The following is a 24491-nucleotide window of genomic DNA, read 5'->3' as shown; positions in this document are numbered from 1 at the left end:
TCACGTCATTCTTTTGTAACGCGGCCTCTCGCCCTATCTCAATCCTGATGAGACATTTAACCCTTTTGTTTTTTGCGTTCATTGCGCTTGCAGGCCCGGCAATGGCGACCGGTGCAAAATGCGTGGTACTTCTGCACGGCCTTGCACGTACTGAGTTTTCCTTTGCTCTGATGGAAGCCGCTCTTGAGAACGAAGGATATAAGGTTGTGCGTCCGGGCTATCCGTCGACGACGGCTCCTGTCGATGAACTGGTGCGCCGGACAATCCCCGACGCTGTTGCGGAATGTGGGGCTGCAGGCCCGGTCGATTTCGTAACCCATTCAATGGGAGGCATTCTGGTGCGCCAGTGGGTGGCGGATATGAACCCCGACCGGCTGGGTCGGGTTGTGATGCTGGCCCCGCCCAATCGTGGCAGCGAGGTCGTTGACGCCTTCAACGATATAGAAGCTTTTGACTGGATTAATGGTCCTGCCGGCGGTCAGCTGGGCACAGGCCCGGGCTCTTTGCCACGCCGCCTGCCGCCCGCAACCTTTGAGCTCGGGGTGATCGCCGGAGACAGATCCCTCAATCCCTACTTCTCGTCGCTTCTGCCTGGTCGGGATGACGGAAAGGTTTCCGTATCATCCACCCGCCTTGCCGGCATGCGTGATCATATCGTTCTGCCGGTCACCCATACCTTCATGATGAACAATCCGCGCGTCATCGCTCAGACCGTCGCTTTTCTGAAGACGGGACGGTTTGACCATTCCCTGAGCTGGCTTGATGCGGTACTCGATCAGCTCGGCTGTCCGGAGGGCAGCTGTGTGCCGGACGTGGGAACATTCATTGGCAGACCTTAGACTGACAGGCGCGGACGTGCTGACACCGGCGGGTGTTCAGCAGGTACCGCTGAGCATTGCGGGCGGGGTGGTTTCAGACGAGCCTGTGGCGCGCGATGTCGATCTCTCGGGCTATCTGGTGCTTCCCGGGATCGTGGATATGCACGGTGACGGATTTGAGCGCCATCTGGCGCCCCGGCGAGGTGCGATGAAACAGATGGCTGAGGGGCTGATCGCCACCGAAGCCGAACTTGCGGCCAACGGGATTACCACGGCCGTGCTGGCACAGTTCGCCAGCTGGGAAGGTGGCATCCGAAGCCCCGAATTCGCCGGTACAGTGCTCAGTGCTGTGCGCGACACCGCCCCGTCTCTTTCCACCGACATCCGCGGGCAGCTCAGGTTCGAGATTTCACAGCTGGATCTTTATGACGATCTGCCGGCCAGAATCGCCGACTGGCAGGTCGGATATGTGGTTTTCAACGACCACCTGGCACATGACCGGCTGAGAGAGGGACGCAGGCCGCCCGGGCTGGTGGGACAGGCGCTGAAAGCCGCCCGAAATCCTGAAGTGCATCTGGAAATGCTGCAGAACCTGCATGCCGGCATGGCCGAGGTGCCTGCAGCACTGGATGCGCTGTGCGCCGCGCTTGCGGCTCAGGGGGTTCGGATGGGCAGCCATGATGACGCAACGCGCGAAGACCGCGCCGCCTGGCAGACCCGTGGTGTCAGCATCGCGGAGTTCCCGGAAACGATTGAGGCCGCAGAAGCCACAAAAGATGCCGGCGGTACGGTTGTTCTGGGCTCGCCCAACGCGGTGCGCGGCGGCTCTCACAAAGGCAACGCCAGCGCCATTGATCTGATTGCGATGGGCTACTGCGACGCGCTGGCCTCTGACTACCATTACCCCAGCCCGCGCCGCGCGGCGCTGATGCTTGCCGACACCGGTATGGTCGGTTTCACAAAGGCCTGGGGGCTCGTCTCCTCCGGTCCTGCGCGCGCGCTGGGTCTAACCGACCGCGGCACGCTGGAGCCGGGAAAGCGCGCCGATCTGGTCATTCTTGATGCGTCCACGCGCAGGGTTGCAGCAACAATCGCAGGCGGCGTTTTCAGCCACGTGTCGGGACGGATTGCCGAACGGTTTTTCGGCTGATTAACCTGTGATCCGGTTCACGTGGCCCATCTTGCGTCCGGGCTTTGTCTCCACTTTGCCATAGAGATGCACAGCGGTGTTTTTCTCCGCACTGAGCGCCGCAACCCGGTCCATGTCATCGCCGATGAGGTTTTCCATCGTCACATCGCAATAGCGGCTGCCATCGCCCAGAGGCCATCCGGCAATAGCGCGGATATGCTGTTCAAACTGGTCCACGACGCATCCGTTCTGGGTCCAGTGGCCGGAATTATGCACCCGCGGGGCAATTTCATTGACCACGAGGCCGGCTGGCGTGACAAAAAGCTCGACCCCGAGAACACCGGTATAATCGAGCGCATTCAGAATTCTCGCTGCGATCAGAACAGCGTCGGTGCGCTGTGCTGCGTTCAGCCGGGCAGGAACAGTTGTGGTGCGCAGAATGCCGTCTTTGTGCACGTTCTCACCGGGATCAAAACAGGCAACCTCGCCTGCCGAACTGCGCGCCGCTATCACCGACACCTCAAAGCTGAAGTCCACAAACCCCTCGAGCAGGGCAGGCTGGTCCTGCATCTGCGCATATGCGGTGGCGGCATCCTGCGCGTCCTGAAGGCGCGCCTGACCTTTGCCATCATAGCCGAACCGGCGGGTTTTCAGGATCGAAGGGGTGCCGATGAGAGCCAGTGCCTGGGCGAGCGCGCCGGTATCGGCAATGTCCGCGAAGGGCGCGACCTGAAGTCCGAGATCCCGCAGAAAGGTCTTTTCGGTCAGGCGGTCCTGACTGATCCTGAGGGCCTCGCGACCGGGCCGGATCGGGACGATTTCCTCGATCGTATCCAGAGCTGCGGTCGGGACGTTTTCAAACTCATAAGTCACCACATCGACACTTCGGGCAAAGCGTCCGAGTGCTTCTGCATCCTCATAAGGTGCGGTGGTGACGGCATCTGCGACCTGTCCTGCGGGCGGGTTGTCCGAGGGCTCATAGATGTGACAGCGTAACCCGAGGCGGGAGGCCGCTACGCTCAGCATGCGCCCGAGCTGTCCGCCGCCCAGAATACCGATCGTCGCGCCGGTGCGCAGGGGCTCAGTCATCTGCCGGTTCCTCTGGGATTGATGCGGAAAGGGCAGCACGCCAGCCATCGAGCCGGCCGGCAAGGGCATCGTCGCTCAGAGCCAGAATGCCTGCGGCCATCAGCGCAGCATTAGCCGCACCCGCAGACCCGATGGCCATGGTCGCCACGGGAAAACCCCGTGGCATCTGCAGAATGGAATAAAGAGAATCCACGCCCGACAGAGCGCGGGTCTGCACCGGCACGCCGATCACCGGCACGCGGGTCTTGGAAGCCATCATCCCTGGCAGATGCGCAGCACCGCCGGCACCGGCAATGATCACCTGCAGTCCGCGGTCCACAGCCGATTTCCCATAATTCCAGAGCCGGTCGGGGGTGCGGTGGGCCGAGACGATCTTTGTCTCATAATCCACGCCAAGTTCGTCCAGCAGCACCGCTGCCTCTTTCATGGTGGGCCAGTCGGACTGACTGCCCATGATAATGCCAACAACCGGCGTGGTCATATGTGAGGGTTCCCTGAGCCTGTCCCGCGCGAGCCGGAACTATAGTCGAATCGTCCTGCCTGGCAATGCGGTCAGAAAAGTTCAGGCAATGATATCCGGCGTCAGACGGTCTTCGATCTGTGCAATGACATCCTTAAGGCGCAGTTTGCGCTTTTTCAGCCTTTGCAGTGTCAGCTGATCACCCATGCCTTTTTCCGCCAGCGCATGAATGGCCTCGTCAAGATCGCGGTGTTCACGTCGAAAAACCGCAAGTTCGACGCGCAGCACCTCATCGGTTTTCATCGAAAGGTCGGACTGTACGTTCATCGCAGCGTGATTCCATAGCTGTTACCGGTATCATCATAAGGGCTCGGGACTTTATCGCATAGCCCTTGTCTGTGGCGCGACTGCTCCCCATATTCATGTCAGGGATCGCCGTTAAGGGATTCTGAATGACTGTCGCTTGACCTAAAAGGACGTGTCGCATGACGAAAATGACCCTTGGTTCATATCCCCATATGCTGGGATTTGAGCAGCTTGAACGCCTGCTGGAGCGCACTGCGAAATCCGGCAATGAGGGCTACCCTCCGTTCAATATCGAACAGACATCCGATTTCTCCTACCGGATCACGCTGGCTGTTGCTGGTTTTGCCGAAGAAGATATCTCGATCACCGTCGAGGACCGGCAGCTGGTCATCCGCGGTCGCCAGACCGATGACAGCGAAGGACGCGTGTTTTTGCACCGCGGCATCGCCGCCCGCCAGTTTCAGCGCAGCTTTGTGCTCGCCGATGGTGTGGACGTGGGTGAAGCCATCATCGGAAACGGTCTGCTGCACGTAGATCTGACGCGCGCGAAACCGCAGTCCGTCGTCAAAACAATCAACATAAGAAAGGGGTGAGCCATGCACGAACCGTTTGAAGGACACCAGACAGACAGCCGCATCGTTTACGTCAAAGCGATCGATGTGACCGACCTGCCCGACGAGGTGCAGGGCCAGATTGAAGGCCTGGAGCAGCTCTATGCTGTGCATGACAGCGAGGGCCAGCAGCTGGCACTTGTCGCGGACCGCAACCTTGCGTTTCGTCTCGCGCGGCAGAATGACTATGCGCCGGTCGCCGTGCATTGACGCCGCCTGAGGGGTGTTGAAGACTTAAGAAGGGCTGCAGACCGCTGCGGCCCTTTTTTATTTCGGGAGACGGGCGATGGATTATCAGTTCGACTGGGTGGATGCCTTTGCCGCGAGGGCCTTTGGGGGCAACGGCTGCGCGGTCGTGCATGACAGCGCGGCACTGCCTGCGGAATTATGCATGGCTTACGTCTGCGAAACCTCTCTGGTGGAATGTACTTTTACCGGGCCTTCCGACGTGGCGGACATCCGTGTCCGGTACTTTCTCGCGAGCCGTGAGATCCCGTTTGCCGGCCACCCCACCATCGCGACCGTGGCCGCAATGCGGGCCCGTGGCATGGTAGACGACGGGTCGCTGACGCTGGAGACCGGGGCAGGCATCATTCCGGTAACTGTCAGCGGCACCAGGGTCACAATGACCCAGATCGCGCCGCAGTTCGGTGAAACGGTTCCGGCCGGTATCGTCGCCGAAGCTGGCAGCATTTCACCCGGTCAGATCGTCGCGCCGCCGCAGATTGTCTCAACAGGCCTGCCGTTCTGCATCACGGTCCTGCGCGACCGCGCAGCGCTTGAGGCGCTGACCTTTGATCATGGCGCTTTCCAAAGGCTCGCCACGCATCTGGGGCATTCGGAGACGGACCTGATGGAGCCCTTCTGGGTCGTTCAGGACGGGGCGACAGACGCCGGCGATACTTATGCGCGCCTGTTGCTGGCGCCGCCGTCTCCTGCCGAAGACCCCTTCACCGGCTCCGCGACCGGTGCCATGGCAGCGTATCTGTGGTCTCACGGGCTGATCGGTAAACCGGATTTTGTCGCCGAACAGGGGCACACCATGGGTCGCCCCGGTCAGGCACAGGTCAGCGTGCTGGGCCCGCGCGACGCCATCACCGGGGTCGAGGTCAGCGGCAACGGCGTCATCGTGATGTCAGGCACTGTGCATTTTCCCTGACCCGGCTCAGGCGGCGCGGCGCAGGGCTGTCGCCGGGCGCAGCACGAGGGGCAATCCCCCCTTTGGTTTCGGGATCGGCATCCGCTGCCATTCCGGTGCGCCATAAGGCAGGCCGACCCGGTTCCTGCGCAGCAGCGTCGCCACAAAGAGCTTTACCTGCATGGTGGCGAAATGCATCCCGATACATTTATGCGCCCCGCCACCGAAAGGCGTCCAGGCAAAACGGTGGCTGCGGTCCTCGGCGCGCTCCGGGCTGAACCGGTCCGGATCAAAACCTTCGGGACTGGTGTAGAGATCCGGCGACAGCATCGTAACGCCCGGATTGAGCGCCAGCGATGTCCCGGCGGGGATATCAAAGCCCTGCCAGTGAAAATCACGCAGCGCCAGGCGCGGAATAAATGGCACAGGGGGCACAAGGCGCAGCGCTTCCCGGAAAACCTTATCGGTCTCCGTCATCTTTGCCAGCGCGTCCTCATCGAGCGGTACATCCCCCAGATCCGCGACTTCCTGAACCAGCCGGCGCTGCCACTCCGGGTGAGAGCCAAGAGCCGACATCATCACGGTCAGAGAGGTAGCTGTGGTGTCATGTGCGGCCATGATCAGCAGATTGAACTGGTTGACGATCTGCTCTTCATCCCACGCGTGACCGTCATCATCCGTGGCCACGCACATCTGTGAAAAGAAATCATTGCCGCCCGTCTCCCGGCGTTCAGCGATCAGATCCCGGAAAGTGTTGCGCAGAAAATCGCGCCCCCGTACCCCGTGCCACATCGGTGTAAAGGGGATGGCATGGCGGATCGGCGTGACCGAGGCGCGGATCTCGTTTTTGATGGCGCGGTTGATCTTTTGTGCCAGTGCGCCATCGAGCGGCAGCCCCATAAAGACGGCACCACCCATGCGCAGGGTCAGATCCTTGATGGCGGCGTAAAAATCAAAAGGGCGTTCGCGCGGCCAGCTGAGCAGCAGATCGTTCATCGTCTGCTCCATGCGCGCCCGGTATTCCCGGATGGCAGAAGCGCGAAAGGCTGCTGTCATGATCCTGCGGTTCATGCGGTGCTTGTCAAAATCCTGCAGAATGAGGCCGCCCGGGTAGATTTTGCGCAGCGCGTCCCAGCCGCCTTCGGATGAGAAATTTTTTTCCTGATCCAGCAGCACATATTCGAGCGCGTCCGGCCCGCAAAGGTTGACCCTCCAGACACCCAGCATTTTCGTTTTGTAAACAGGGCCGTAACGACGGATATATTCCTGCTGTGTGCCATAACTGTCGCGGGCGATCGTCAGCGTATGGCCAACGAGCGGCGGCAGGGGCGGGCCGGGAATATGGGACAGGGCGGCACGTGTGGGCATATGGACCTCGCTTGAAACGGTTCAGACCGGTCTTCGGTCAGGGCACGTCTGGCGTTATCCATATGTCGTGTGTTTACCGACTTAACCCACCGTACGCAGGCAACACCTGCTCAGGGCGCGCCCGGTCTGCGTGCTACTCCGCGGCGCTTTCGGAGACCTCAGCGCCGTAGCCCAGGGGCAGGGAGGTCTCTTCGCCCTCGTTTTCTGCCAGAAAGCGCTCCGCTTCGAGCGCCGCCATGCAGCCCATGCCGGCAGATGTGACCGCCTGGCGGTATTTGTGGTCGGTCAGGTCGCCTGCGGCGAACACTCCCGGGATCGATGTCTCGGTGCTGTCGGGTTTCGTGACGACATAGCCGCCCATATGCGTCTCAAGCACGTCCTTCACCAGCTCGTTGGCAGGGGCATGACCAATGGCGACAAAGACACCTTTGGCCGGAATTTCTGTTATTTCGCCGGTTTTTGTGCTTTTCACCCGCACCGCTTCGACACCGAGCGGAGCATCCGTGCCCACGACCTCTTCGAGCTCATGAAACCACAGAGGTTCGATTTTTGGGTTTTTCATCAGCCGGTCGATCAGGATCTTTTCCGCGCGCAGCTCGTCGCGGCGGTGGATCAGGGTGACCTTTGAGGCGAAGTTCGTCAGGAACAGCGCCTCTTCCACGGCCGTATTGCCGCCGCCGATCACGACAATTTCCTGGCCGCGGTAGAAAAAGCCGTCACAGGTCGCGCAGGCTGAGACACCGAAGCCTTTGAACTTTTCTTCGGACGGCAGTCCGAGCCATTTGGCCCGGGCGCCGGTCGCGAGGATTACTGCATCGGCCACATAGGTCGTGCCGCTGTCACCCGTGGCGATGAAGGGGCGTTTTTCGAGATTCAGGTCCACGATGATATCGCCGATGATTTCGGTACCCATCGCTTTGGCATGCGCTTCCATGCGCACCATCAGATCGGGCCCCTGCACTTCAGTGTCACCGGGCCAGTTCTCCACTTCAGTGGTGGTGGTCAGCTGCCCGCCGGGTTCAATACCCTGCACCAGAAGAGGGTCCAGCATCGCGCGGCTGGCATAGACGCCGGCGGTATAACCGGCAGGGCCTGAGCCGATAATAAGTACGCGCGTTTTACGTGTGTTACCCATGATAATCCCCGTCTGGTCTGGTTGCAGCAGCCACCGATATATAGCGGCGGAGGCAGGGCTTAAACCCCTCGAATGCAGGCGCCTGGTGCATAGTCGGATTACAGGTTCGAAGAATTCCAGAAAGAATCTTGCGCAATTGCGAAATAATATTGCGCGTGCCTGTGGCGGTGCTATAACTTCTGCAAAATCAGGGGGGCATATGGCAGGAACACGTCTGGATCCGATAGATCGGAAGATCCTTGCTGAGTTGCAGGCAGATGGTCGGATGACCAATGTCGAGCTTGCAAGGCGGGTGGGCATTTCGGCGCCGCCCTGCCTGCGGCGGGTCAGAACGCTGGAAGAGTCGGGTTATATCAAAGGGTATCATGCGGAAGTCGACGCCCGCGAGCTTGGCTTTGAAGTACAGGTTTTTGCGATGGTTGGCCTGGCCAGCCAGGCTGAAGCCGATCTGACAGCCTTTGAAAACCGCTGCCGGGCCTGGCCGCTCGTACGCGAGTGCCATATGCTCAACGGTGAGGTTGATTTCATCCTGAAATGCGCGGCACCCGACCTGTCCGGTTTTCAGAAGTTCCTTACCGGCGAGTTGCTGACCACCCCGAATGTCGCCAGCGTCAAGACATCGCTGGTGATCCGCTGTGCCAAGGACGATCCCGGTGTGCCCTTTGACGTGCTCGAAGCGCGCCTGAGTGCTGCCGGTTAAGCCGCGGTCTGATCTGACGCATCCGCAGGAAGCCGTTCAAACGCCACCGGCCCGAATTCACTGAGCGATTCGATGTGCGGAAAAAGCGACATGTAAACGTCGCGGAGCGTATGCGATGTGTCCCGCAGGGCCGCTGCATCAGGGTGAAAGCTCTCAACCTCCAGACCGCCCGCAATGATTGCGTCATGCTGGCGCAGGGCGATGTGAAAGAGCCGAACCGGGGTCGGGGGCGTTACTTCAATAACGTTCACCCCGTCCACAAAACTCCTGGCAGGGGTCATGACCTGCCGGCCCTCATAGCCCGCACGAAGGTGCGCGGGTGTTTGCAGCAGACATGCCGCAGCGCCGAGGCTGACAAAACTGTCCGGCCGGTTCACACCAAAGCTGTCAGCCATGATCCGGGTGAGCGGCATGCGGCCCGCGTCGTCCGCGGGCGCGTATGATGCCGATCCGATCCAGGTGATTTCACCGGTGCCGCCGGAGGTTGCGACCCTGTCGCCGGGGTGCAGATCTTCCACGGCCACGGGGCCCTGCGGCGTGTGCACGAGCGTGCCACGGGCAAAGGCTGAAAACGCCCGGTCAAAAAGCGGCAAAGCCGGGATCCGGCGCTGTCCGATGATCGTGCTGCGGTCTGATCTCAGGGCGGCAATGTCCGCAATCCGGACCGCACAGTTGATGCGGGATGCGGGACGGGTATCAGAGGCGGAAACGGGAGCAGGCAGTGTGGATGCGGGCGGCGTGAGGGTCATGCGATCACCTTTTAAAGCTGGTCACATCCCGTGTCGGCCCCACCGACGAGCACGGAAAGGACAGGTACATGTTCTTTCGTGTCTTGGGTCCGGACAGAATGTGCGACGGCCTGCAGATCTGTCAAAGGTCCTGTGCTATTCGACACGTACCCGGGACCAATCCTGACGATCCGGTAGGTTTGTTTCTTCAGCCTCAGCCGGTTCGTCACAATTGGCGCAGGAAAAAACCCTCCCGCGATTCGTCGCGGAAGGGTTAAGGAAATGGCCTCTGCCGGGGCCGTCACTCTGGAGGGAATGATTCAGGCAGATCTGGCGACCGGTTGCTCTTTTCCGGCGCGCCTGGCGATAAAGGCTGCACGACGCTCCCCCCGTTGCCAGGGCATTTGTGTTTTTGACATCCCGGCGGTCTTAACGACGGACCGGATGAAGCGTTTATTGGGTTTCATGTTCTTGTCCTGCTCTTTTTTGTCTGCTCCGGGGCATTTGCCTCTCGTTGAGCATCAAACTGCCCGACCATTCGGGCAGGTTTGGGGCGGGAAACAATAAATCTGAATTAATTTCACGGAAAAATTGCTGCAATTTTGAACGAATTGCCCGATTTGGGCGGTCTCGCGATTTTCTGTTGTTTTTATGGGGAAACGGAGAAGAAAATCACTTTGGCAGGAGACAATAGGGCAGAGAATTCAGCATTGTTCACGGCAAATGCGGCCTTCCCGGGGCAGGTTTCGCCGGGTTTCTGCCGCCTTTGGTTCGATTTCACAGCGTGATGGCGGCGATCAGCCGGCCGTAGTCGGCTTCTTTTTTATGGGTGCTGCGCCGGTAGGAAAAGAATCGGTCTGCATCCGCATAAGTACAGTGTCGCGTCCATTCGGCTGATCCGATGCCGGCCTCGCGCAGACGGTACAGCCCGAAGGCCGGCAAATCGAACATCATCCGGTCACCGGTGCCGCCTGCAAAAAAACGTGCGTACTCCGGATCCTCGGCGCTGAAAGCATCAAAGAATTCCGGCCCGACTTCATAGGCGGCCTGCGAAATAGAAGGGCCGATGACGGCATGGATGTTGCCACGCGCAGCGCCCAGACCGAGCATGGCCTCAATCGTTGCCTCCAGCACGCCGTTCAGAGCGCCTTTCCATCCTGCGTGAGCTGCACCAATAACGCCGGTCTCATGATCGGCAAAAAGTACGGGCTGGCAGTCCGCCGTCAGGATCGACAGCGCGACACCGGGCTGATCGGTCACCAGCGCGTCTGCTCTGGGCTTTTCCTGCAGCGGGCCGGTGACAGTGACCGCATCAGCTGAATGAACCTGATGTACGCCCACCAGGTGATCGGTGCCAACCCCCATTGCCTGTGCCACGCGCGCGCGGTTGATTGCGACAATTTCCGACTGATCAGAACTCCCGGATCCGCAGTTAAGGCCCGCAAATACACCCGATGATGCGCCCCCGCGCCGGGTGAAAAACCCGTGCCTTACAGGTCCGAGACTGTCAGCGGTCAGGATTTCAAGCGTCATCGTTCCAATCCGGGTGGCGGTCCGTCCGCATCGCGATAAAGACCCAGCACTTTGAACAGAGTTCCCATTTCGTCAGGGTGCGTCAAGCGGCGATGTGCTGCGATATGCACTTCCAGCGCCGTGCCGCTGAGACGGGTCGCAAGCCGGCGCGCGCGTTCCGTGATGCCCAGTCTTTCAAGGAACGTTCCCTGGGTGGTGAGCTGTGTCGCGGCACAGGGGGCCGCCCGTGCCAGTCCTTCGAAATCCACATGCGCGGTCAGATCCGCATGGCCCGGTTCTTCAAAGACGCCGGCCTTTTTATGCTCTCTCACCGCCTGGAATGTGTCGCCGGTGCTGCGCCAGTCGCCATAATCAATGATCAGTGCCAGCCCGCCGGTATCTGCTATTCTGCGTCCTGCTGCTTCTGCCAGAGGCCCGGCCTGAGGTGCGTATTCGACCATATCTCCGGGAACCGTATCTTCCAGACGGTGCGACAGGGCCGGCTGCGGCAACTCAGGTGCGAGACCAAAACACAGCGCGCCGTCCTGCAGGCCGACCTGGCGTTCCCGCCAGTGTTTTTCTGCGCGCACAAACTGGCGTATCGGCAGGGCATCAAAGAATTCGTTGGCAACAAAAAACAGAGGCGCAACCGGAAGCGCATCAAGGGTATCAGCAAAGACCGGCCTGAGCGGTGCGAGGGCCGCGGTCTGCAGAGCGCGCAGTTTTTCCGAGACTTCAAAAAGCGTCACGCTTGCAGCTTCATGAAACCCCGGCACGCCGGCCGTTGCTCGCAGGATATCAGCCATCAGGGTTCCGCGCCCTGGACCGGCTTCGGCCAGTGTAAAAGGTGCCGGGCGGCCCTGATCAAGCCAGGCCTGAGCCATGCAAAGTCCGATCAGTTCGCCGAACATCTGGCTGATTTCGGGTGCCGTGGTAAAATCTCCCGCCTGGCCAAACGGGTCGCGCGTGGTGTAGTATCCGTACCGGGGATGCAACAGGCACTCGGCCATATATTCCGCAACGGTAAGTGGCCCGTTTTCCGCTATCCGTGCCGTGAGCAGGTCGCGCAGTGTCATTGCCGGCGACGGGCCCGTGCCATCAGCCAGAGCCCGGCGAGGATCATCGGCAGGGACAGGATCTGTCCCATGGTGAGGCCCCAGCCATCGACATGCCACGCGAGCCCGAGGGGGTTGCCGGGGCCGCTGAAATAGGCATCAGGCTGGCGCACGAACTCAACAAGGAATCGGGAAAACCCGTAGCCTGCGAAAAACGTGCCTGCCACGAACCCCGGACGTTTGAGCGCACCACTGCGCCACACGAGCCAGATCAGCAGCGCGCCCAGCAACAGACCCTCGAGCCCCGCCTCGTAAAGCTGCGAGGGGTGACGGGCGCACAGACCTTCGACGCCCGGACAATCCTGGGCTGCTGTGCCCGGAAAGGCCACGCCCCAGGGCAGGGTCGTCGGGCGCCCCCAGAGCTCGGCATTGATGAAATTTGCCAGCCGTCCCAGCAGCAGTCCCGGCGGCACACCAAGCACTATCGCATCCGCAAGGCTCAGTCTGGGCAGCCGGTGCAGTAACGCGTAGGCGAAGCCTGCAACAACAACACCGATCATCCCGCCGTGAAACGCCATGCCGCCCTGCCAGATCGCGAGGATCTCGCCGGGGTTCGCAAGATAATACTCCCGCTGATAAAAAGCGACATAGCCGAGCCGCCCGCCCAGGATGACGCCGACGATGATCCAGGTCAGCATGTCCTCGACGCGTTCCGGTGTGGCGGGCGGTTTATCATCAGGCCACAGCCCCGGCCGGCGCAGCGCCGCAAGCACCAGCCGCCATCCGATGACGATGCCGACGATATAGGCCAGCGCATACCAGCGCAGCGCGAAATCAAATCCGAAGACCGTAACCGAGAAAATCTCGGGCGAAATATCCGGAAAAGGGATCAGAGCCTGCATGCCGCACAGTTGCCTTTTGCCCGGCCCGGAAGTCAACCTTGCACAGCGGGCATTTGCACCCCATATAACGGTCAGACGCAGACGGAGAAAAACCATGCAAAGCCGCAATAAAGTATTCGACGACATCTCGCAGCTGATGACCAACGCCATGGGCGTGGCACAGGGCGCGCGGGAAGAGGCGGAAACCGCGATGAAAAGCATGATCGACCGCTGGCTCGCCGACCGCGATTTTGTGACCCGCGAAGAGTTCGACGCCGTGCGCGCCATGGCCCAGAAAGCCCGCGAAGAAAACGAAGCACTGCGGGCGCGACTCGATAAGCTCGAAGCCAAAGGCTGAACGCCGCCGCGCGCGCATCCCGATTAACTGATTAACCGTCCGCAGGCCGCACGCCTGCGCGCGGGCCGGTTTCGGTAACAGTTATTTAACGTTTTGCGCAGTTTTGGGCCGCGTGGCCCGATATCCACAACTTATTGTGGTTACCCACAAGAATAGGGGTTGCCAGAATGGCTCCCGGGCCGCACCATATAGTGTATGAGTACGGGGGCTCGCCCCGACCCATAGCGCAGGCACCTGGCATTGGGGGCTGAACAGACCTCACTCGCCAGAGCGATAAAAAGAGGTGGCACCATGGCCCTGTCCGAGCAGTTTCTGGAAGACGACATTCACCCGATCGACATCGTTGAGCATCTGGCAACCCATCATGAGTGGGATTTTGACCGGATTTCCGACGAGCAGATCGCGATGGCGGTAGAGGGTCAGTGGCGGACCTATTCACTGACGCTGGCATGGTCGGCCTATGACGAGACCCTGCGGATGATCTGTACCTTCGACATGGAACCGCGCGATGAAAAGCACGCGGAGCTCTATGAACTTCTCAACCACATCAACGACCAGTGCTGGGCGGGTGCCTTTACGTACTGGGACGAACAAAAGCTGATGGTGTACCGCTATGGCCTGGTCCTGGCCGGTGGACATGTCGCCAGCGCCGATCAGATCAACACCATGATCAGCGCGGCGGTGATGAGTGCCGAGCGCTACTATCCGGCGATGCAGCTTCTTGTCTGGGGCGATCAGAGCCCACAGCAGGCGCTTCAGGTCGCCATTGCGGAGGCTTACGGTCGCGCGTAAAACCTGACCCGGACGACACCGGATCCGGGAGCGGAAATGATGAAAGATACGCGTATCGCACGCGAGGGGCTGGTGCTTCTCGGGTGCGGGAAAATGGGTTCAGCGATGCTTGAAGGCTGGCTGTCCCGCGGACTGCCGGCAGAATCTGTTTCCGTCGTCGAGCCATATCCCTCCGACTGGCTGAAAGCGTCCGGTGTGGATCTGTCGGGCAACCTTCCGGCGTCTCCTGCGATCGTTCTGGTGGCCGTTAAACCGCAGATGATGCGCGACGCGCTGCCGGCGCTCAAAGAGATGGGCGGCGGCGGCACAGTGTTTGTCAGCGTAGCGGCGGGGATCACCATTGATTTTTTTGAACAGATGCTTGGCTATCAGACCCCTGTGGTGCGCGCGATGCCCAACACGCCTGCGGCTATCTCGAGGGGGATCACCGCGATTGTCGGAAATGGCGCGACGGATGCTGAGGCTCTCGACGAAGCGTATCTGCTGCTCAGCGCGGTCGGACAGGTGGTGCGTCTGGAACGTGAGGCGGATATTGACGCCGTCACGGGCGTCAGCGGCTCGGGGCCGGCCTATGTGTTTCACATGATCGAAACCATGGCGGCAGCAGGTGAGGCCGAAGGGCTGGATCCTGCGCTGGCGCTGCAACTGGCCAAGGCGACTGTCGCCGGCGCCGGCGCGCTTGCAATGGCGGCGGATGTCGGACCGGACCAGCTGCGGATCAATGTGACTTCACCAAATGGCACGACCCAGGCTGCGCTTGAGGTTCTGATGGACGAGGACAACGGATTTCCCGCCCTGCTGCGCCGGGCGGTGCATGCGGCCGCCGAACGGTCGAGGGAGCTGGCCAGTGGCTGAAATTACGTTTGACGACTTCATGGCGGTCGATATCCGTAAAGGCACGGTCCTGCGGGCCGAACCCTTCCCCGAGGCACGCAAGCCTGCAATCAAGCTCTGGATCGATTTCGGCCCGGAAATCGGAGAGAAGAAGACCTCCGCCCAGATCACCACGCACTACACGCCCGAGGTTCTGGTCGGAAAGCAGGTGATGGCGGTGGTCAATTTCCCGCCCCGACAGATCGGACCATTCATGTCGGAGGTGCTGGTGCTTGGCGTCGCGGACGCCCGGGGAGCGATTGTGCTGCTGAGCCCCGATCTCAACGTACCGGACGGAGGGCGGATGCATTGACAAAGGTTCTGATGACACGACCGCTGCCTGAAACAGTTCAGGATGCCGCGCGCGCGCTATTTGATCTTGATGTGCGCCAGGATACCGGCCCGATGAGTGCCGCTGAGATGCAGGCTTCCTTGCGGGACTATGATGGTGTGGTGCCGACGCTCGGGGATCTTTACACACAGGAAATCTTTGACGCTGTACCCGATCCCCGGTGCAGGGTGCTGGCTAATTTTGGTGTGGGATACAATCACATCGACACGGGTGCTGCGCGCGCGGCGGACATTGCGGTCTCCAACACGCCGGGTGCTGTGACTGACGCGACGGCCGACACGGCGATGACGCTGATGCTGATGAGCGCGCGCCGGGCAGGCGAGGGTGAGCGGATCGTCCGCGCCGGAACGTGGGAAGGCTGGCACCCGACGCAGCTTCTTGGCATGCACCTGGGCGGAAAAACCGTCGGTATCGTTGGCATGGGCCGGATCGGTCAGGCCATCGCGCGACGCTGTCATTACGGGTTCGGGATGAAGGTGGCCTATCACTCACGGTCGGCCAAAGACCTCGAATTCCCGGCCGAGCGCTCCGGCAGCCTGCCGGCGCTTGCAGGGTCCGTCGATGTGCTGGTGATTGCTGTTCCCGGCGGTGATGAAACGCACCACCTGATAAACGCGGATATCTTTGACGCTATGCAGGGGCATGCCCATCTGATCAACATCGCGCGCGGCAATGTGGTCGAAGAAAGCGCGCTTATCAAGGCCCTGCAGACGGGAAAGATTGCCGGCGCGGGCCTTGATGTCTATGAGTTTGAGCCTGTTGTCCCGGAGGCACTGAAAGCAATGGAAAACGCCGTTCTGCTGCCCCATATCGGCACAGCAGCTCTTGAGGTCAGAACCGACATGGGGATGATGACGGTCGAAAACCTGAAGGCCTTTTTCGCGGGCAAAGACCTCCCGAACGCGGTCTGATCACACTTCCGGCGCGTCCGTATCGGGCACCAGCCGGGGTTCGGCTTTACGTTCCCAGTTCGGGTCCTGTGACTTGATCCGACGCGAAATCAGATAGGACACGGGCCAGGACAGCAGCAGCGTTGCCACAACTGAGATCACAACGGCCCAGACTGAAAAATAGCCGAGCGTAAAGGCCGTTACGATGAAAGTGCCGCCTATGACCGCACCGGTCATAAGGGTGAGAAGAATACTGAGGCGATCCATGAGGGTCTCCGCTTGTTATTACCATCCGGTGGTAAAACGGATATCCCCCGGCTCAGGTTCCCGCCGGCCGGTCGCCTGTCGCTTCGCGCCAGTGGCGCCGGCAGAGTGATACATAGGTTTCATTGCCGCCGATCTGCACCTGAGCCCCGTCTCTGAGCACAGTGCCGTCGGCGGCCTGACGGATGACCATGGTGGCTTTTTTTCCGCAATGACAGATGGTGCGGACTTCACGCATCTCGTCGGCGAGGGCCAGCAGCGTCGCAGAGCCCGGAAAAAGGGTGCCGCGAAAATCGACCCGCAGCCCGTAGCACATGACCGGTACGCCAAAATCATCCACCGCACGGGCAAGCTGCCAGACCTGGTCTGCTGACAGAAATTGTGCCTCATCGATAAAGACACAGGCCACCGGCCCGGCCGCGAGTCTTTCCTTCAGGCGCAGAAACAGATCGTCACTGGCATCAAAGGTATCAGCATCCGCCGCAATCCCGATGCGCGAGGCGATCTGTGCAGGACCCGCCCGGTTATCGAAATGTGCTGTCAGAAGATAGGGGACCATGCCGCGCTCGCGGTAGTTATGAGCTGCCTGCAGCAGCACTGTCGACTTGCCGGCATTCATCGTCGAGTAGTGAAAATAGAGCTTGGCCATGCGGTTTGATAGGCCGCAGCATCCCGGGCTGCAAGGGCGCGCAGAGGTCAGAAAAGAGCCGCTGCGTGAACGCCGGTTCGCACCGGCCTGCCTGTCCCACATCGGCAGCACGCAACGCGGCTCCTACCCAAAGACCGGCGGCGGGAACGCCGGCTACTCATAATCCCCCAACAGGTGGGAGTGCTTTTATAAATGACATTTCCCTGACATCTGATTAATGGGAAAACCCAGCATGGTTTTCCCCGGTGAAATTGGTTTTACTGCGGACTGGAAGGTAAGAAAAATGAACGCAGTCGGACGGTATCTTAAGAAACACACCGAAGCCCTGGTCAAAGACGTCGGCATCGAGCAGGCCTGCAGCCTGGCGGGAAAGTCAAAAGCAACTCTGGGACGGTATTATTCCGACCATGACGAGCACGCCGACCGTTTCATGCCTATTGAGACAGTTGCACTGCTGGAGAAGGCCGCGAGCTATCCGCATGTCACAGGCGCACTGGCCGAACTGTCAGGCACTTCTTTGCAATATGATGAACGCCGTCCCAACGATGAGCGCCCGGGCGGAGTGAACAGCGATGTGATTGCGCTGAGCCAGCGCTTTGCCATGCTGATGGCAGAGTATCAGCAATCGATGGAAGACGGTAAAATCACCGTCAACGAGGCGCGCAGGCTGCTCAAGGAAACCTCGATGCTGCAAAAGGTGCTGGTTGATATGAAGCTGCACCTTGAAGAGGATCACGGCGGCGCCTGACCCGGCGCGGCCGGATTACCCGCGCCGTTGCACCAGCACAGAGCCCACCGAATAGCCCGCGCCGAAGGAACAGATCAGCCCGTTGTCGCCGTCCTGCAGGTCATCTGAGTATTTCGAAAACGCAATGATCGACCCGGCGGAGGATGTGTTGGCGTAATCCTGCAGAATGTTGGGCTGCTCGCCGGGCTCGGGCGTTCTGCCCAGAACTTTCCGGCCGATGAAATCGTTCATGGTCCTGTTGGCCTGGTGCAGCCACAACCGCCTGAGCGCCTCCGCCCCGACACCCTCATCAGAAAGATGGGCCGCGATGTGTTCTGAAACCATTGGCAGAACTTCTTTGAAGACTTTGCGCCCGTTCTGCATGAACTGCATATCACGGCGGTCGGCCATGCCCGCCGGGCGCGACCGGCGCAGATAGCCGTTGTTGTTGCGGATGTTGTTGGAAAATTCCGTGGCGCACCGGGTCGAACGGATTTCGAAATACGGGCCCTGCGCGTCATCGCTGCGCTCGATCAGCGTGGCCGTGGCCACGTCGCCGAAGATAAAGTGACAGTCGCGGTCGCGCCACTCAAGATGTGCAGAGCAGATCTCAGGGTTGATGACCAGCGCGCTGCGGATGCTGCCGGCGCGCACCATATCGGCGGCCGCCTGAATGCCGAAGGTGGCCGAAGAACAGGCCACGTTCATGTCAAAGGCAAAGCCACCGCAGCCCAGCAGCTGTTGTATTTCGATGGCCACAGCAGGATAGGCCCGTTCCATATTCGAGGCCGCACAGATTACAAGATCGACGCCGCCTGCGTCTTTGCCGGCAGCCGCCAGCGCCTTGCGCGCCGCATCAAGCCCCATTTCAGCCATCAGCGAGGGCTCGTCGTCCGCGCGCTGCCGGAAGAGCGGATGCATAACCCGCGGATCAAGCACCCCGGTTTTGTCGATCACATAGCGCTGTTCGATACCGGAGGCTTTGACAATGAAATCCTCGGAGGAATGCTCTTTGGGTTCCGCCTCGCCCGCCGCAATCGCCGCAGCATTCTCCGAGTTGTACAGATCGGCATAGGCATTGAACGCAATGACCAGTTCCGCGTTCGTGATTACGTTTTCCGGCGTGAAAACGCCCGTCCCGGTGATGGCAGGCTGATACATATATATGGTCTCCGACAGGTGGGTCGTTGTCACCGCAAAGGGGACCATGCGTCAAGTCACATCGCCCCGGGTGACGTAGCGTCTGCCGGGCTCTGAGGATCATGCCAGGCTCAATGTGCCTGGGTGGGTGCACCCTTCGGAGAGCTGTCAGATCCCGGTCGGCACCGAATAAACGACATAGCCATCCTGGCGGAAAACTTCGTTCGCGCCTGTGTCAGTCACAAAAACACCGAGGTTTTCCATGTCTTCCGGGCAGCCGACCAGATCGGCCGTGTGATCGAGAAAATTGGCCGTTTCAGGAGACTCGCCCAGACGCCGGCACTGATCGCCCTCGGCACGATATCCGTCACCGAAAAACGGCAGCGTGGTGGCCGGCGGTGTTACCGGTCCGGTTGGCGGGGGCGTGCAGGCTGCGGTCAGAGCCGCGATGCCGCTCAGAAGTATCAGACGCATAATGTTCTCCGTTTACGCAAATCGCAGGGCGTCGCGCCCTGGGGGGTCGGGCACCGCACCACATCAGTGATTATCGCAGATTTCCGTTTCCTGGTGGGAAAAATGATCTCCTGTGCCTGATTTCCGACCGGCACCGCACTTTCGGGCCGCGCGGATCCTCGCCGGCGCCTCGCGGTCGGCAGTTCTCGCGACTGTTTCCCCTGCCTGGCGGAAACCTGCCACAGGTTGCTTATTGGTGCCGTTTTGCGCTCAAATCATCGCCATATTTTCGCATAAACTTTACAGACCTCTGCAATATCGGGCTTTTTGGATGCCGGGCAGGGGCGTCCGCACCGGACACACGCCGGAATGTTGCCGCATTCACGCGTTAGTATCTGTGCATCGTAGAAAATACCCGCATGCGGGATGAGGGAAATTGAAATGTTAAAATATCTTCAGATCAGTGTCGCGAGCCTTGCTCTGTCTGTTTTCGCGGTCGCACCGGCGGTTGTTGTGATCACTGCGGACACGGCGGTCGCCAAGAGTGACAACGGCAACGGCGGTGGGAACAAAGGCAACGGCGGCGGCGGTGGTGCCAAAGGCAAATCCGGTGACAAAGGTAAGTCAGGTGCTGCGAAGAGTAACAAAGGCAATAAAGGCGGCAAAAGCACCGCGTCCCGCGGCAAAGCCGGCACGAAAGTCGAGAAAAGCCTGAACCGCCTCGGCAATAAGGTCAAAAACGGATTTGGTCTCTTTGACGGACTGAAGAAGAACAACCGCACGGCAAAAGCTTCGGGCACTAAAACCAACCGCGGCATCGAAAAAGCCTTCGATCATCCCAGCAACCTGGGAAAGATGAACGGCGCAATCAATTCCAGCCCGAACGCAAAGCTGGCCCATATCCGCAACGGCAACTTTAACGGACCCGTTGGCGTGGCTGCAGCCTATGCTGTCGCGGATGCACAGTATGCTGACGCGGCTGAAGCCTATGCCGATGCCGAAGCGCGCATTTCAGAACTGACGCCGGTTTCGGAGGCCTTTGGGTATATCGAGACCTACAACCAGGCGGTCGCCGATCTCGAAGACGGTACTCTGACGCCGGACGACGAAGGCTATGAGGACGCGGTCGATCTGGTTAACGATACCGAAGCCCTGCAGAATGCTGAGGACACGATTGCGGATGCCCGCGAACAGGCCGAGGACCCAGACAGCGTGACCGCGGAAAACGTTCAGGCCGCGCTTGACGAGGCGAGTGATGTCGAAGAGCCCGACCGCATGGCGCTTGATGATGCGGAAACGAACCTTCTGGGTCTCTACAAGGGCGACGAAGAAAGTCTCGACGACGTGCAGAAAAAGGCGCTGATCGACAGCGTCAACCTTCCCACCCGCGATCAGGTCAGAGCCGTACTGCCGCAGGAGGATGCGGACACGCTTCCTGCCGAGGACCCCGATACGCCTCTGACGGATGACGAAACCGCAGAAACGCTGGATGATGCGGTTGAAGTGATTGAGGAAAGCTGAGCTTTCTCTGACCATCACCAGATCATGAAAAAAGCCGCCGGGATGACCGGCGGCTTTTTGGTGTGCAGACATTGCGTGTCCGGCGCTCAGCCCTGCAGTGCTTTGACGCCGACATCGCCATCGGCCTGCGCCCGAATGGCCAGCGCGGCCGCATAGCTGCCTGCCGCCGTGGTGAAATAAGGGATCTTATCATAGAGCGCGATGGACCGGATCGACTTGCTGTCATCGACAGCCTGGGTGCCTTCGGTCGAGTTCATCACCAGGTGGATCGCCTCGTCTTTCATCATATCTGTGATGTCCGGACGGCCTTCATACACTTTGTTTACAGTGCCGCAGTCCATACCGTGTTCGTTCAGCCAGGCCGCTGTGCCCCGCGTTGCAACGAGGGTAAAGCCCTGATCCAGCAGAATGCGCGCGCAGGACAGCATATCGTCGTTTTTGTCCGCGTCCTTGATCGAGATGAACGCGCAGCCTTCGGTGGGCAGGACCATGCCCGCGCCCATCTGCGCCTTGAGGAAGGCGCGCGGGAAATCGCGGTCCCAGCCCATCACCTCGCCGGTGGAGCGCATCTCGGGCCCGAGGATCGTATCCACGCCGGGAAAGCGCGCAAAGGGAAGCACGGCCTCTTTGACCGAAAACCAGGGGATGTTGGGATCCGCCAGCGTCATCGGATCGGCCAGCGGCAACACATCTTCATAGGCGGCATCCGCGTTATAGGGCGGGCGGTGCGGGAAGTTCGACAGGGGCTCTCCCGCCATAATCCGTGCTGCAATGGAGGCGATCGCGGAATCGGTTGCCTTGGCCACAAACGGCACTGTGCGTGAGGCGCGGGGGTTAACCTCGATCAGGTAGATCTCGCCGTCTTTCAGCGCAAACTGGATGTTCATCAGGCCCACGACTTTGAGCGCCAGAGCGAGCGCACGGGTCTGTGTCTCAACCTCTGCGATGACCTCGCGCGACAGCGAATATGGGGGCAGCGAGCAGGCGCTGTCGCCTGAGTGAACGCCGGCCTCTTCGATGTGCTGCATGATGCCGGCGACATGCACGTCTGTGCCGTCGCACAATGCGTCAACGTCAAGCTCGACCGCGCCCGACAAATAGCTGTCGAGCAGCACGGGGCTGTCGCCGGAGACCACCACGGCATCGCGGATATACCGCTCAAGCGAGGCCTGATCGCGCACGATCTCCATCGCGCGCCCGCCGAGCACATAGGACGGCCGGATCACCAGCGGAAAGCCGATGTCCATCGCAATTGCGATGGCTTCCTCATCCGAATGCGCAATGCCGTTATGAGGCTGTTTGAGGCCAAGCTGTTGCACAAGCTGCTGAAAGCGCTCGCGGTCTTCGGCCAGATCAATCGCGTCAGGTGTGGTCCCGAGGATCGGAATGCCCGCGTCGTGCAGCGCATTGGCGAGCTTCAGCGGGGTTTGACCGCCAAACTGCACGATTACCCCGTGCAGGGTGCCGTTGTCCTGCTCGACCCGCAAAATCTCCATCACATGCTCAAAGGTCAGTGGTTCAAAATAGAGCCGGTCAGAGGTGTCGTAGTCGGTGGAGACCGTCTCCGGGTTGCAGTTGACCATGATCGTCTCGAAGCCTGTATCCGTCAGCGCATAGCAGGCGTGACAGCAGCAGTAATCAAACTCGATGCCCTGACCGATGCGGTTCGGACCGCCGCCGAGGATCACGACCTTTTTGCGGTCCGACGGGCGGGCCTCGCATTCGACGTCCCCGAACACCGGCGCCTCATAAGTGGAATACATGTAAGGTGTCTGCGCTTCGAACTCGGCGGCACAGGTGTCGATCCGCTTGAAAACAGCCGTCACACCCAGAGCGATGCGAGCCTCGCGCACCTGCGCTTCGCTGTGGCCGGTCAGTACCGCCAGCCGCGCGTCAGTAAACCCCATCATTTTCAGATCGCGCAGCCCGCGTTCGGTTTCCGGCAGACCGGAGTCCCGCAGGCGGCGTTCCGTATCGATGATCTCGCGGATGCGCGCCAGAAACCACGGATCGAACATCGTCACGCCGTGGATTTCATCATCGCTCAGCCCGTGGCGCATCGCCTGGGCGATCATACGCAGGCGGTCCGGGGTCTGGCGGCTGATGGCCTTGACGATGGCTGCATGCACAGCACCGTCGCTTTCCCAGTGACCCACACCGACACCGGGAAGGTCAATCTCGTCGAAGCCGGTGAGACCTTCTTCCATCGAGGCGAGTGCTTTCTGCAGGCTCTCGTGAATGGTGCGCCCGATCGACATTGCCTCACCCACTGACTTCATCGCCGTCGTCAGATCGGGCTCAGCGCCGGGGAACTTCTCAAAGGCAAATTTGGGGATCTTGGTCACGACATAATCGATGGTCGGCTCAAAAGACGCCGGCGTGACCCGGGTAATGTCGTTGTCCAGCTCGTCCAGCGTGTAGCCGACAGCCAGCTTTGCTGCGATCTTGGCGATGGGAAATCCGGTAGCTTTGGACGCCAGCGCCGAAGAGCGGCTCACCCGCGGGTTCATCTCGATCACGACCATGCGGCCATCGACCGGGTTCACGGCCCACTGCACGTTGGAGCCGCCGGTTTCCACGCCGATCTCGCGCAGCACCGCGATCGAGTGGTTCCGCATGATCTGGTATTCTTTGTCCGTGAGCGTCAGGGCAGGGGCCACAGTAATACTGTCGCCCGTGTGTACGCCCATCGGGTCTACGTTCTCGATGGAACAGACGATGATGGCGTTGTCGGCGGTATCACGTACCACCTCCATCTCGAACTCTTTCCAGCCAAGCAGCGACTCGTCCACGAGGATCTGGCCCACCGGGCTTGCATCCATGCCCGAGCGGCAGATCGCCTCATAGTCGTCACGGTTGTAGGCAACGCCACCGCCGGTGCCGCCCATGGTGAACGCGGGACGGATGATCGCGGGCAGACCCACTTCTTCAAGCGTGTCGAGCGCCGCGCGCACACCGGCAGCCAGGTCTTTTTTGCCCTTTTCGTTCTTCGGTGCCGTCACGATGGCTGCTTTGGGGTTTTCGATGCCGAGACGATCCATGGCTTCGCGGAAAAGTTTACGGTCCTCCGCCATTTCAATGGCTTCGCGTTTTGCCCCGATCATTTCAACACCGAACTTTTCGAGCACGCCCATTTCCTCGAGCGCCAGGGAGGTGTTCAGCCCGGTCTGCCCGCCCATCGTCGGCAGCAGCGCGTCGGGGCGTTCCTTTTCGATGATCTTGGCCACCATTTCGGGCGTGATCGGCTCGATATACGTGGCATCGGCAAGGCCCGGGTCCGTCATGATCGTTGCCGGGTTGGAGTTCACCAGGATGACCCGATACCCCTCTTCTTTGAGCGCTTTGCAGGCCTGGGCACCCGAATAGTCGAACTCACAGGCCTGGCCGATCACGATGGGCCCCGCGCCGATGATCATTATGGATCTGATATCGGTTCTCTTTGGCATGGCGCGGCCCTTCCTGAAGTATGGACACCCCCATGTGTCCAAATTGTCCTGCGTTATAGGCAAGAGCCACCCCGGTGCAAGGGGGAAAGGCCACAG

Annotated in this window: 27 protein-coding genes; 13 read left to right on the top strand and 14 right to left on the bottom strand. The window is 60.3% G+C overall.

Annotated elements, in window-relative coordinates; all coding sequences use genetic code 11:
- The first annotated feature begins 47 nt into the window (after nt 1-47).
- The gene (locus G3256_RS14210; RefSeq protein WP_169641454.1) at nt 48-839 is read left to right on the top strand and encodes an alpha/beta fold hydrolase; all 792 of its coding nucleotides are present in this window, start codon (nt 48-50) and stop codon (nt 837-839) included.
- Entirely contained in the window at nt 826-1968 is a 1143-nt protein-coding gene (locus G3256_RS14205) for an alpha-D-ribose 1-methylphosphonate 5-triphosphate diphosphatase (protein ID WP_246227621.1), read from the top strand. Before G3256_RS14210 ends, G3256_RS14205 begins: the two co-directional genes overlap by 14 nt.
- Here G3256_RS14205 and G3256_RS14200 read toward each other — a convergent pair whose 3' ends face one another.
- From G3256_RS14200 to G3256_RS14190, 3 genes are all read right to left on the bottom strand, one after another.
- Nucleotides 1969-3036, bottom strand: coding sequence for a 5-(carboxyamino)imidazole ribonucleotide synthase (locus G3256_RS14200; protein WP_169641452.1), 1068 nt, complete (start codon nt 3034-3036; stop codon nt 1969-1971).
- On the bottom strand, nt 3029-3517 hold the full coding sequence (gene purE / locus G3256_RS14195) for a 5-(carboxyamino)imidazole ribonucleotide mutase (RefSeq protein WP_169641451.1): 489 nt from the start codon (nt 3515-3517) through the stop codon (nt 3029-3031). The genes G3256_RS14200 and purE overlap by 8 nt, the downstream gene beginning before the upstream one ends.
- A gap of 81 nt (nt 3518-3598) precedes the next feature.
- Complete coding sequence (locus tag G3256_RS14190) at nt 3599-3823, bottom strand: YdcH family protein (RefSeq protein WP_169641450.1); 225 nt, start codon at nt 3821-3823, stop codon at nt 3599-3601.
- A gap of 158 nt (nt 3824-3981) precedes the next feature.
- On the opposite strand from G3256_RS14190, the gene G3256_RS14185 reads away from it, so the two are divergent.
- From G3256_RS14185 to G3256_RS14175, 3 genes are all read left to right on the top strand, one after another.
- A complete protein-coding gene (locus G3256_RS14185; protein ID WP_169641449.1) occupies nt 3982-4395 on the top strand; it encodes an Hsp20 family protein in 414 nt (137 codons plus the stop codon).
- A gap of 3 nt (nt 4396-4398) precedes the next feature.
- Entirely contained in the window at nt 4399-4623 is a 225-nt protein-coding gene (locus tag G3256_RS14180; protein WP_169641448.1) for a DUF1150 family protein, read from the top strand.
- A gap of 76 nt (nt 4624-4699) precedes the next feature.
- Nucleotides 4700-5572 (top strand): PhzF family phenazine biosynthesis protein, encoded by an 873-nt coding sequence (locus G3256_RS14175; RefSeq protein WP_169641447.1) that lies wholly within the window; start codon nt 4700-4702, stop codon nt 5570-5572.
- 6 nt (nt 5573-5578) lie between these two features.
- On the opposite strand, the gene G3256_RS14170 is transcribed toward G3256_RS14175, so the two are convergent.
- Complete coding sequence (locus G3256_RS14170) at nt 5579-6919, bottom strand: cytochrome P450 (protein ID WP_169641446.1); 1341 nt, start codon at nt 6917-6919, stop codon at nt 5579-5581.
- A 133-nt stretch (nt 6920-7052) separates the two neighbouring features.
- Nucleotides 7053-8054 (bottom strand): thioredoxin-disulfide reductase, encoded by a 1002-nt coding sequence (trxB, locus tag G3256_RS14165; protein WP_169641445.1) that lies wholly within the window; start codon nt 8052-8054, stop codon nt 7053-7055.
- A 199-nt stretch (nt 8055-8253) separates the two neighbouring features.
- On the opposite strand from trxB, the gene G3256_RS14160 reads away from it, so the two are divergent.
- On the top strand, nt 8254-8754 hold the full coding sequence (locus tag G3256_RS14160; protein ID WP_169641444.1) for an Lrp/AsnC family transcriptional regulator: 501 nt from the start codon (nt 8254-8256) through the stop codon (nt 8752-8754).
- Here the strand turns inward: G3256_RS14160 and G3256_RS14155 are convergent.
- The 4 genes from G3256_RS14155 to lgt all read right to left on the bottom strand — a co-directional run bounded on the left by G3256_RS14155 (nt 8751) and on the right by lgt (nt 12951).
- On the bottom strand, nt 8751-9503 hold the full coding sequence (locus tag G3256_RS14155; RefSeq protein ID WP_169641443.1) for a Hint domain-containing protein: 753 nt from the start codon (nt 9501-9503) through the stop codon (nt 8751-8753). The genes G3256_RS14160 and G3256_RS14155 overlap by 4 nt on opposite strands.
- 756 nt (nt 9504-10259) lie before the next feature.
- Entirely contained in the window at nt 10260-11015 is a 756-nt protein-coding gene (pgeF, locus tag G3256_RS14150; RefSeq protein ID WP_169641442.1) for a peptidoglycan editing factor PgeF, read from the bottom strand.
- Nucleotides 11012-12070, bottom strand: coding sequence for a class I SAM-dependent methyltransferase (locus tag G3256_RS14145; protein ID WP_169641441.1), 1059 nt, complete (start codon nt 12068-12070; stop codon nt 11012-11014). The genes pgeF and G3256_RS14145 overlap by 4 nt, the downstream gene beginning before the upstream one ends.
- Entirely contained in the window at nt 12067-12951 is an 885-nt protein-coding gene (lgt, locus tag G3256_RS14140) for a prolipoprotein diacylglyceryl transferase (RefSeq protein ID WP_169641440.1), read from the bottom strand. Before lgt ends, G3256_RS14145 begins: the two co-directional genes overlap by 4 nt.
- Before the next feature lie 94 nt (nt 12952-13045).
- Between lgt and G3256_RS14135 the strand changes: the two genes are divergently transcribed.
- The 5 genes from G3256_RS14135 to G3256_RS14115 all read left to right on the top strand — a co-directional run bounded on the left by G3256_RS14135 (nt 13046) and on the right by G3256_RS14115 (nt 16216).
- Nucleotides 13046-13288, top strand: a complete 243-nt coding sequence (locus tag G3256_RS14135) for an accessory factor UbiK family protein (RefSeq protein ID WP_169641439.1) — start codon at nt 13046-13048, stop codon at nt 13286-13288.
- A gap of 291 nt (nt 13289-13579) precedes the next feature.
- Nucleotides 13580-14080 (top strand): type III secretion system chaperone family protein, encoded by a 501-nt coding sequence (locus tag G3256_RS14130; RefSeq protein ID WP_169641438.1) that lies wholly within the window; start codon nt 13580-13582, stop codon nt 14078-14080.
- A 39-nt stretch (nt 14081-14119) separates the two neighbouring features.
- On the top strand, nt 14120-14935 hold the full coding sequence (proC, locus tag G3256_RS14125; protein WP_169642449.1) for a pyrroline-5-carboxylate reductase: 816 nt from the start codon (nt 14120-14122) through the stop codon (nt 14933-14935).
- Complete coding sequence (locus G3256_RS14120) at nt 14928-15266, top strand: tRNA-binding protein (RefSeq protein ID WP_169641437.1); 339 nt, start codon at nt 14928-14930, stop codon at nt 15264-15266. Before proC ends, G3256_RS14120 begins: the two co-directional genes overlap by 8 nt.
- An 11-nt stretch (nt 15267-15277) precedes the next feature.
- Nucleotides 15278-16216 (top strand): 2-hydroxyacid dehydrogenase, encoded by a 939-nt coding sequence (locus tag G3256_RS14115; protein ID WP_425501486.1) that lies wholly within the window; start codon nt 15278-15280, stop codon nt 16214-16216.
- Here the strand turns inward: G3256_RS14115 and G3256_RS14110 are convergent, their stop codons facing one another.
- Nucleotides 16217-16462 carry a hypothetical protein gene (locus tag G3256_RS14110; RefSeq protein WP_169641435.1) on the bottom strand — a complete coding sequence of 82 codons (246 nt, stop codon included), beginning with the start codon at nt 16460-16462 and terminating at the stop codon, nt 16217-16219. It lies immediately after the preceding gene.
- Between the two features lie 52 nt (nt 16463-16514).
- Nucleotides 16515-17108 (bottom strand): thymidine kinase, encoded by a 594-nt coding sequence (locus G3256_RS14105; RefSeq protein ID WP_169641434.1) that lies wholly within the window; start codon nt 17106-17108, stop codon nt 16515-16517.
- Between the two features lie 283 nt (nt 17109-17391).
- On the opposite strand from G3256_RS14105, the gene G3256_RS14100 reads away from it, so the two are divergent.
- Nucleotides 17392-17856 (top strand): hypothetical protein, encoded by a 465-nt coding sequence (locus G3256_RS14100; RefSeq protein WP_169641433.1) that lies wholly within the window; start codon nt 17392-17394, stop codon nt 17854-17856.
- A 15-nt stretch (nt 17857-17871) separates the two neighbouring features.
- Here the strand turns inward: G3256_RS14100 and G3256_RS14095 are convergent, their stop codons facing one another.
- Nucleotides 17872-18996 carry a beta-ketoacyl-ACP synthase III gene (locus G3256_RS14095; protein WP_169641432.1) on the bottom strand — a complete coding sequence of 375 codons (1125 nt, stop codon included), beginning with the start codon at nt 18994-18996 and terminating at the stop codon, nt 17872-17874.
- Between the two features lie 147 nt (nt 18997-19143).
- On the bottom strand, nt 19144-19449 hold the full coding sequence (locus G3256_RS14090; RefSeq protein WP_206040740.1) for a hypothetical protein: 306 nt from the start codon (nt 19447-19449) through the stop codon (nt 19144-19146).
- A gap of 420 nt (nt 19450-19869) precedes the next feature.
- Between G3256_RS14090 and G3256_RS14085 the strand changes: the two genes are divergently transcribed.
- Nucleotides 19870-20949, top strand: a complete 1080-nt coding sequence (locus tag G3256_RS14085) for a hypothetical protein (RefSeq protein ID WP_169641431.1) — start codon at nt 19870-19872, stop codon at nt 20947-20949.
- Between the two features lie 86 nt (nt 20950-21035).
- Here G3256_RS14085 and carB read toward each other — a convergent pair whose 3' ends face one another.
- Complete coding sequence (carB, locus tag G3256_RS14080; protein ID WP_169641430.1) at nt 21036-24395, bottom strand: carbamoyl-phosphate synthase large subunit; 3360 nt, start codon at nt 24393-24395, stop codon at nt 21036-21038.
- Nucleotides 24396-24491 lie beyond the last annotated feature (96 nt).

It is taken from the genome of Roseobacter ponti (assembly GCF_012932215.1).
In the GTDB taxonomy this organism is placed as follows: domain Bacteria; phylum Pseudomonadota; class Alphaproteobacteria; order Rhodobacterales; family Rhodobacteraceae; genus Roseobacter; species Roseobacter ponti.
Note: the sequence above shows the minus strand (reverse complement) of the source record. Positions and strands in the feature narration are given on the sequence as shown.

Bases quoted from the DNA above. Each gene is read 5' to 3' on its own strand.
- G3256_RS14115 (WP_425501486.1), top strand. From the start codon at position 15,278: ATGACACGACCGCTGCCTGAAACAGTTCAGGATGCCGCGCGCGCGCTA.
- G3256_RS14130 (WP_169641438.1), top strand. From the start codon at position 13,580: ATGGCCCTGTCCGAGCAGTTTCTGGAAGACGACATTCACCCGATCGAC.
- G3256_RS14090 (WP_206040740.1), bottom strand. From the start codon at position 19,449: ATGCGTCTGATACTTCTGAGCGGCATCGCGGCTCTGACCGCAGCCTGC.
- G3256_RS14145 (WP_169641441.1), bottom strand. From the start codon at position 12,070: ATGACACTGCGCGACCTGCTCACGGCACGGATAGCGGAAAACGGGCCA.
- trxB (WP_169641445.1), bottom strand. From the start codon at position 8,054: ATGGGTAACACACGTAAAACGCGCGTACTTATTATCGGCTCAGGCCCT.
- G3256_RS14085 (WP_169641431.1), top strand. From the start codon at position 19,870: ATGTTAAAATATCTTCAGATCAGTGTCGCGAGCCTTGCTCTGTCTGTT.
- G3256_RS14135 (WP_169641439.1), top strand. From the start codon at position 13,046: ATGCAAAGCCGCAATAAAGTATTCGACGACATCTCGCAGCTGATGACC.
- lgt (WP_169641440.1), bottom strand. From the start codon at position 12,951: ATGCAGGCTCTGATCCCTTTTCCGGATATTTCGCCCGAGATTTTCTCG.
- G3256_RS14170 (WP_169641446.1), bottom strand. From the start codon at position 6,919: ATGCCCACACGTGCCGCCCTGTCCCATATTCCCGGCCCGCCCCTGCCG.
- proC (WP_169642449.1), top strand. From the start codon at position 14,120: ATGAAAGATACGCGTATCGCACGCGAGGGGCTGGTGCTTCTCGGGTGC.
- G3256_RS14100 (WP_169641433.1), top strand. From the start codon at position 17,392: ATGAACGCAGTCGGACGGTATCTTAAGAAACACACCGAAGCCCTGGTC.
- G3256_RS14200 (WP_169641452.1), bottom strand. From the start codon at position 3,036: ATGACTGAGCCCCTGCGCACCGGCGCGACGATCGGTATTCTGGGCGGC.
- carB (WP_169641430.1), bottom strand. From the start codon at position 24,395: ATGCCAAAGAGAACCGATATCAGATCCATAATGATCATCGGCGCGGGG.
- G3256_RS14095 (WP_169641432.1), bottom strand. From the start codon at position 18,996: ATGTATCAGCCTGCCATCACCGGGACGGGCGTTTTCACGCCGGAAAAC.
- G3256_RS14180 (WP_169641448.1), top strand. From the start codon at position 4,399: ATGCACGAACCGTTTGAAGGACACCAGACAGACAGCCGCATCGTTTAC.
- purE (WP_169641451.1), bottom strand. From the start codon at position 3,517: ATGACCACGCCGGTTGTTGGCATTATCATGGGCAGTCAGTCCGACTGG.
- G3256_RS14210 (WP_169641454.1), top strand. From the start codon at position 48: ATGAGACATTTAACCCTTTTGTTTTTTGCGTTCATTGCGCTTGCAGGC.
- G3256_RS14105 (WP_169641434.1), bottom strand. From the start codon at position 17,108: ATGGCCAAGCTCTATTTTCACTACTCGACGATGAATGCCGGCAAGTCG.
- pgeF (WP_169641442.1), bottom strand. From the start codon at position 11,015: ATGACGCTTGAAATCCTGACCGCTGACAGTCTCGGACCTGTAAGGCAC.
- G3256_RS14185 (WP_169641449.1), top strand. From the start codon at position 3,982: ATGACGAAAATGACCCTTGGTTCATATCCCCATATGCTGGGATTTGAG.
- G3256_RS14175 (WP_169641447.1), top strand. From the start codon at position 4,700: ATGGATTATCAGTTCGACTGGGTGGATGCCTTTGCCGCGAGGGCCTTT.
- G3256_RS14190 (WP_169641450.1), bottom strand. From the start codon at position 3,823: ATGAACGTACAGTCCGACCTTTCGATGAAAACCGATGAGGTGCTGCGC.
- G3256_RS14155 (WP_169641443.1), bottom strand. From the start codon at position 9,503: ATGACCCTCACGCCGCCCGCATCCACACTGCCTGCTCCCGTTTCCGCC.
- G3256_RS14110 (WP_169641435.1), bottom strand. From the start codon at position 16,462: ATGGATCGCCTCAGTATTCTTCTCACCCTTATGACCGGTGCGGTCATA.
- G3256_RS14160 (WP_169641444.1), top strand. From the start codon at position 8,254: ATGGCAGGAACACGTCTGGATCCGATAGATCGGAAGATCCTTGCTGAG.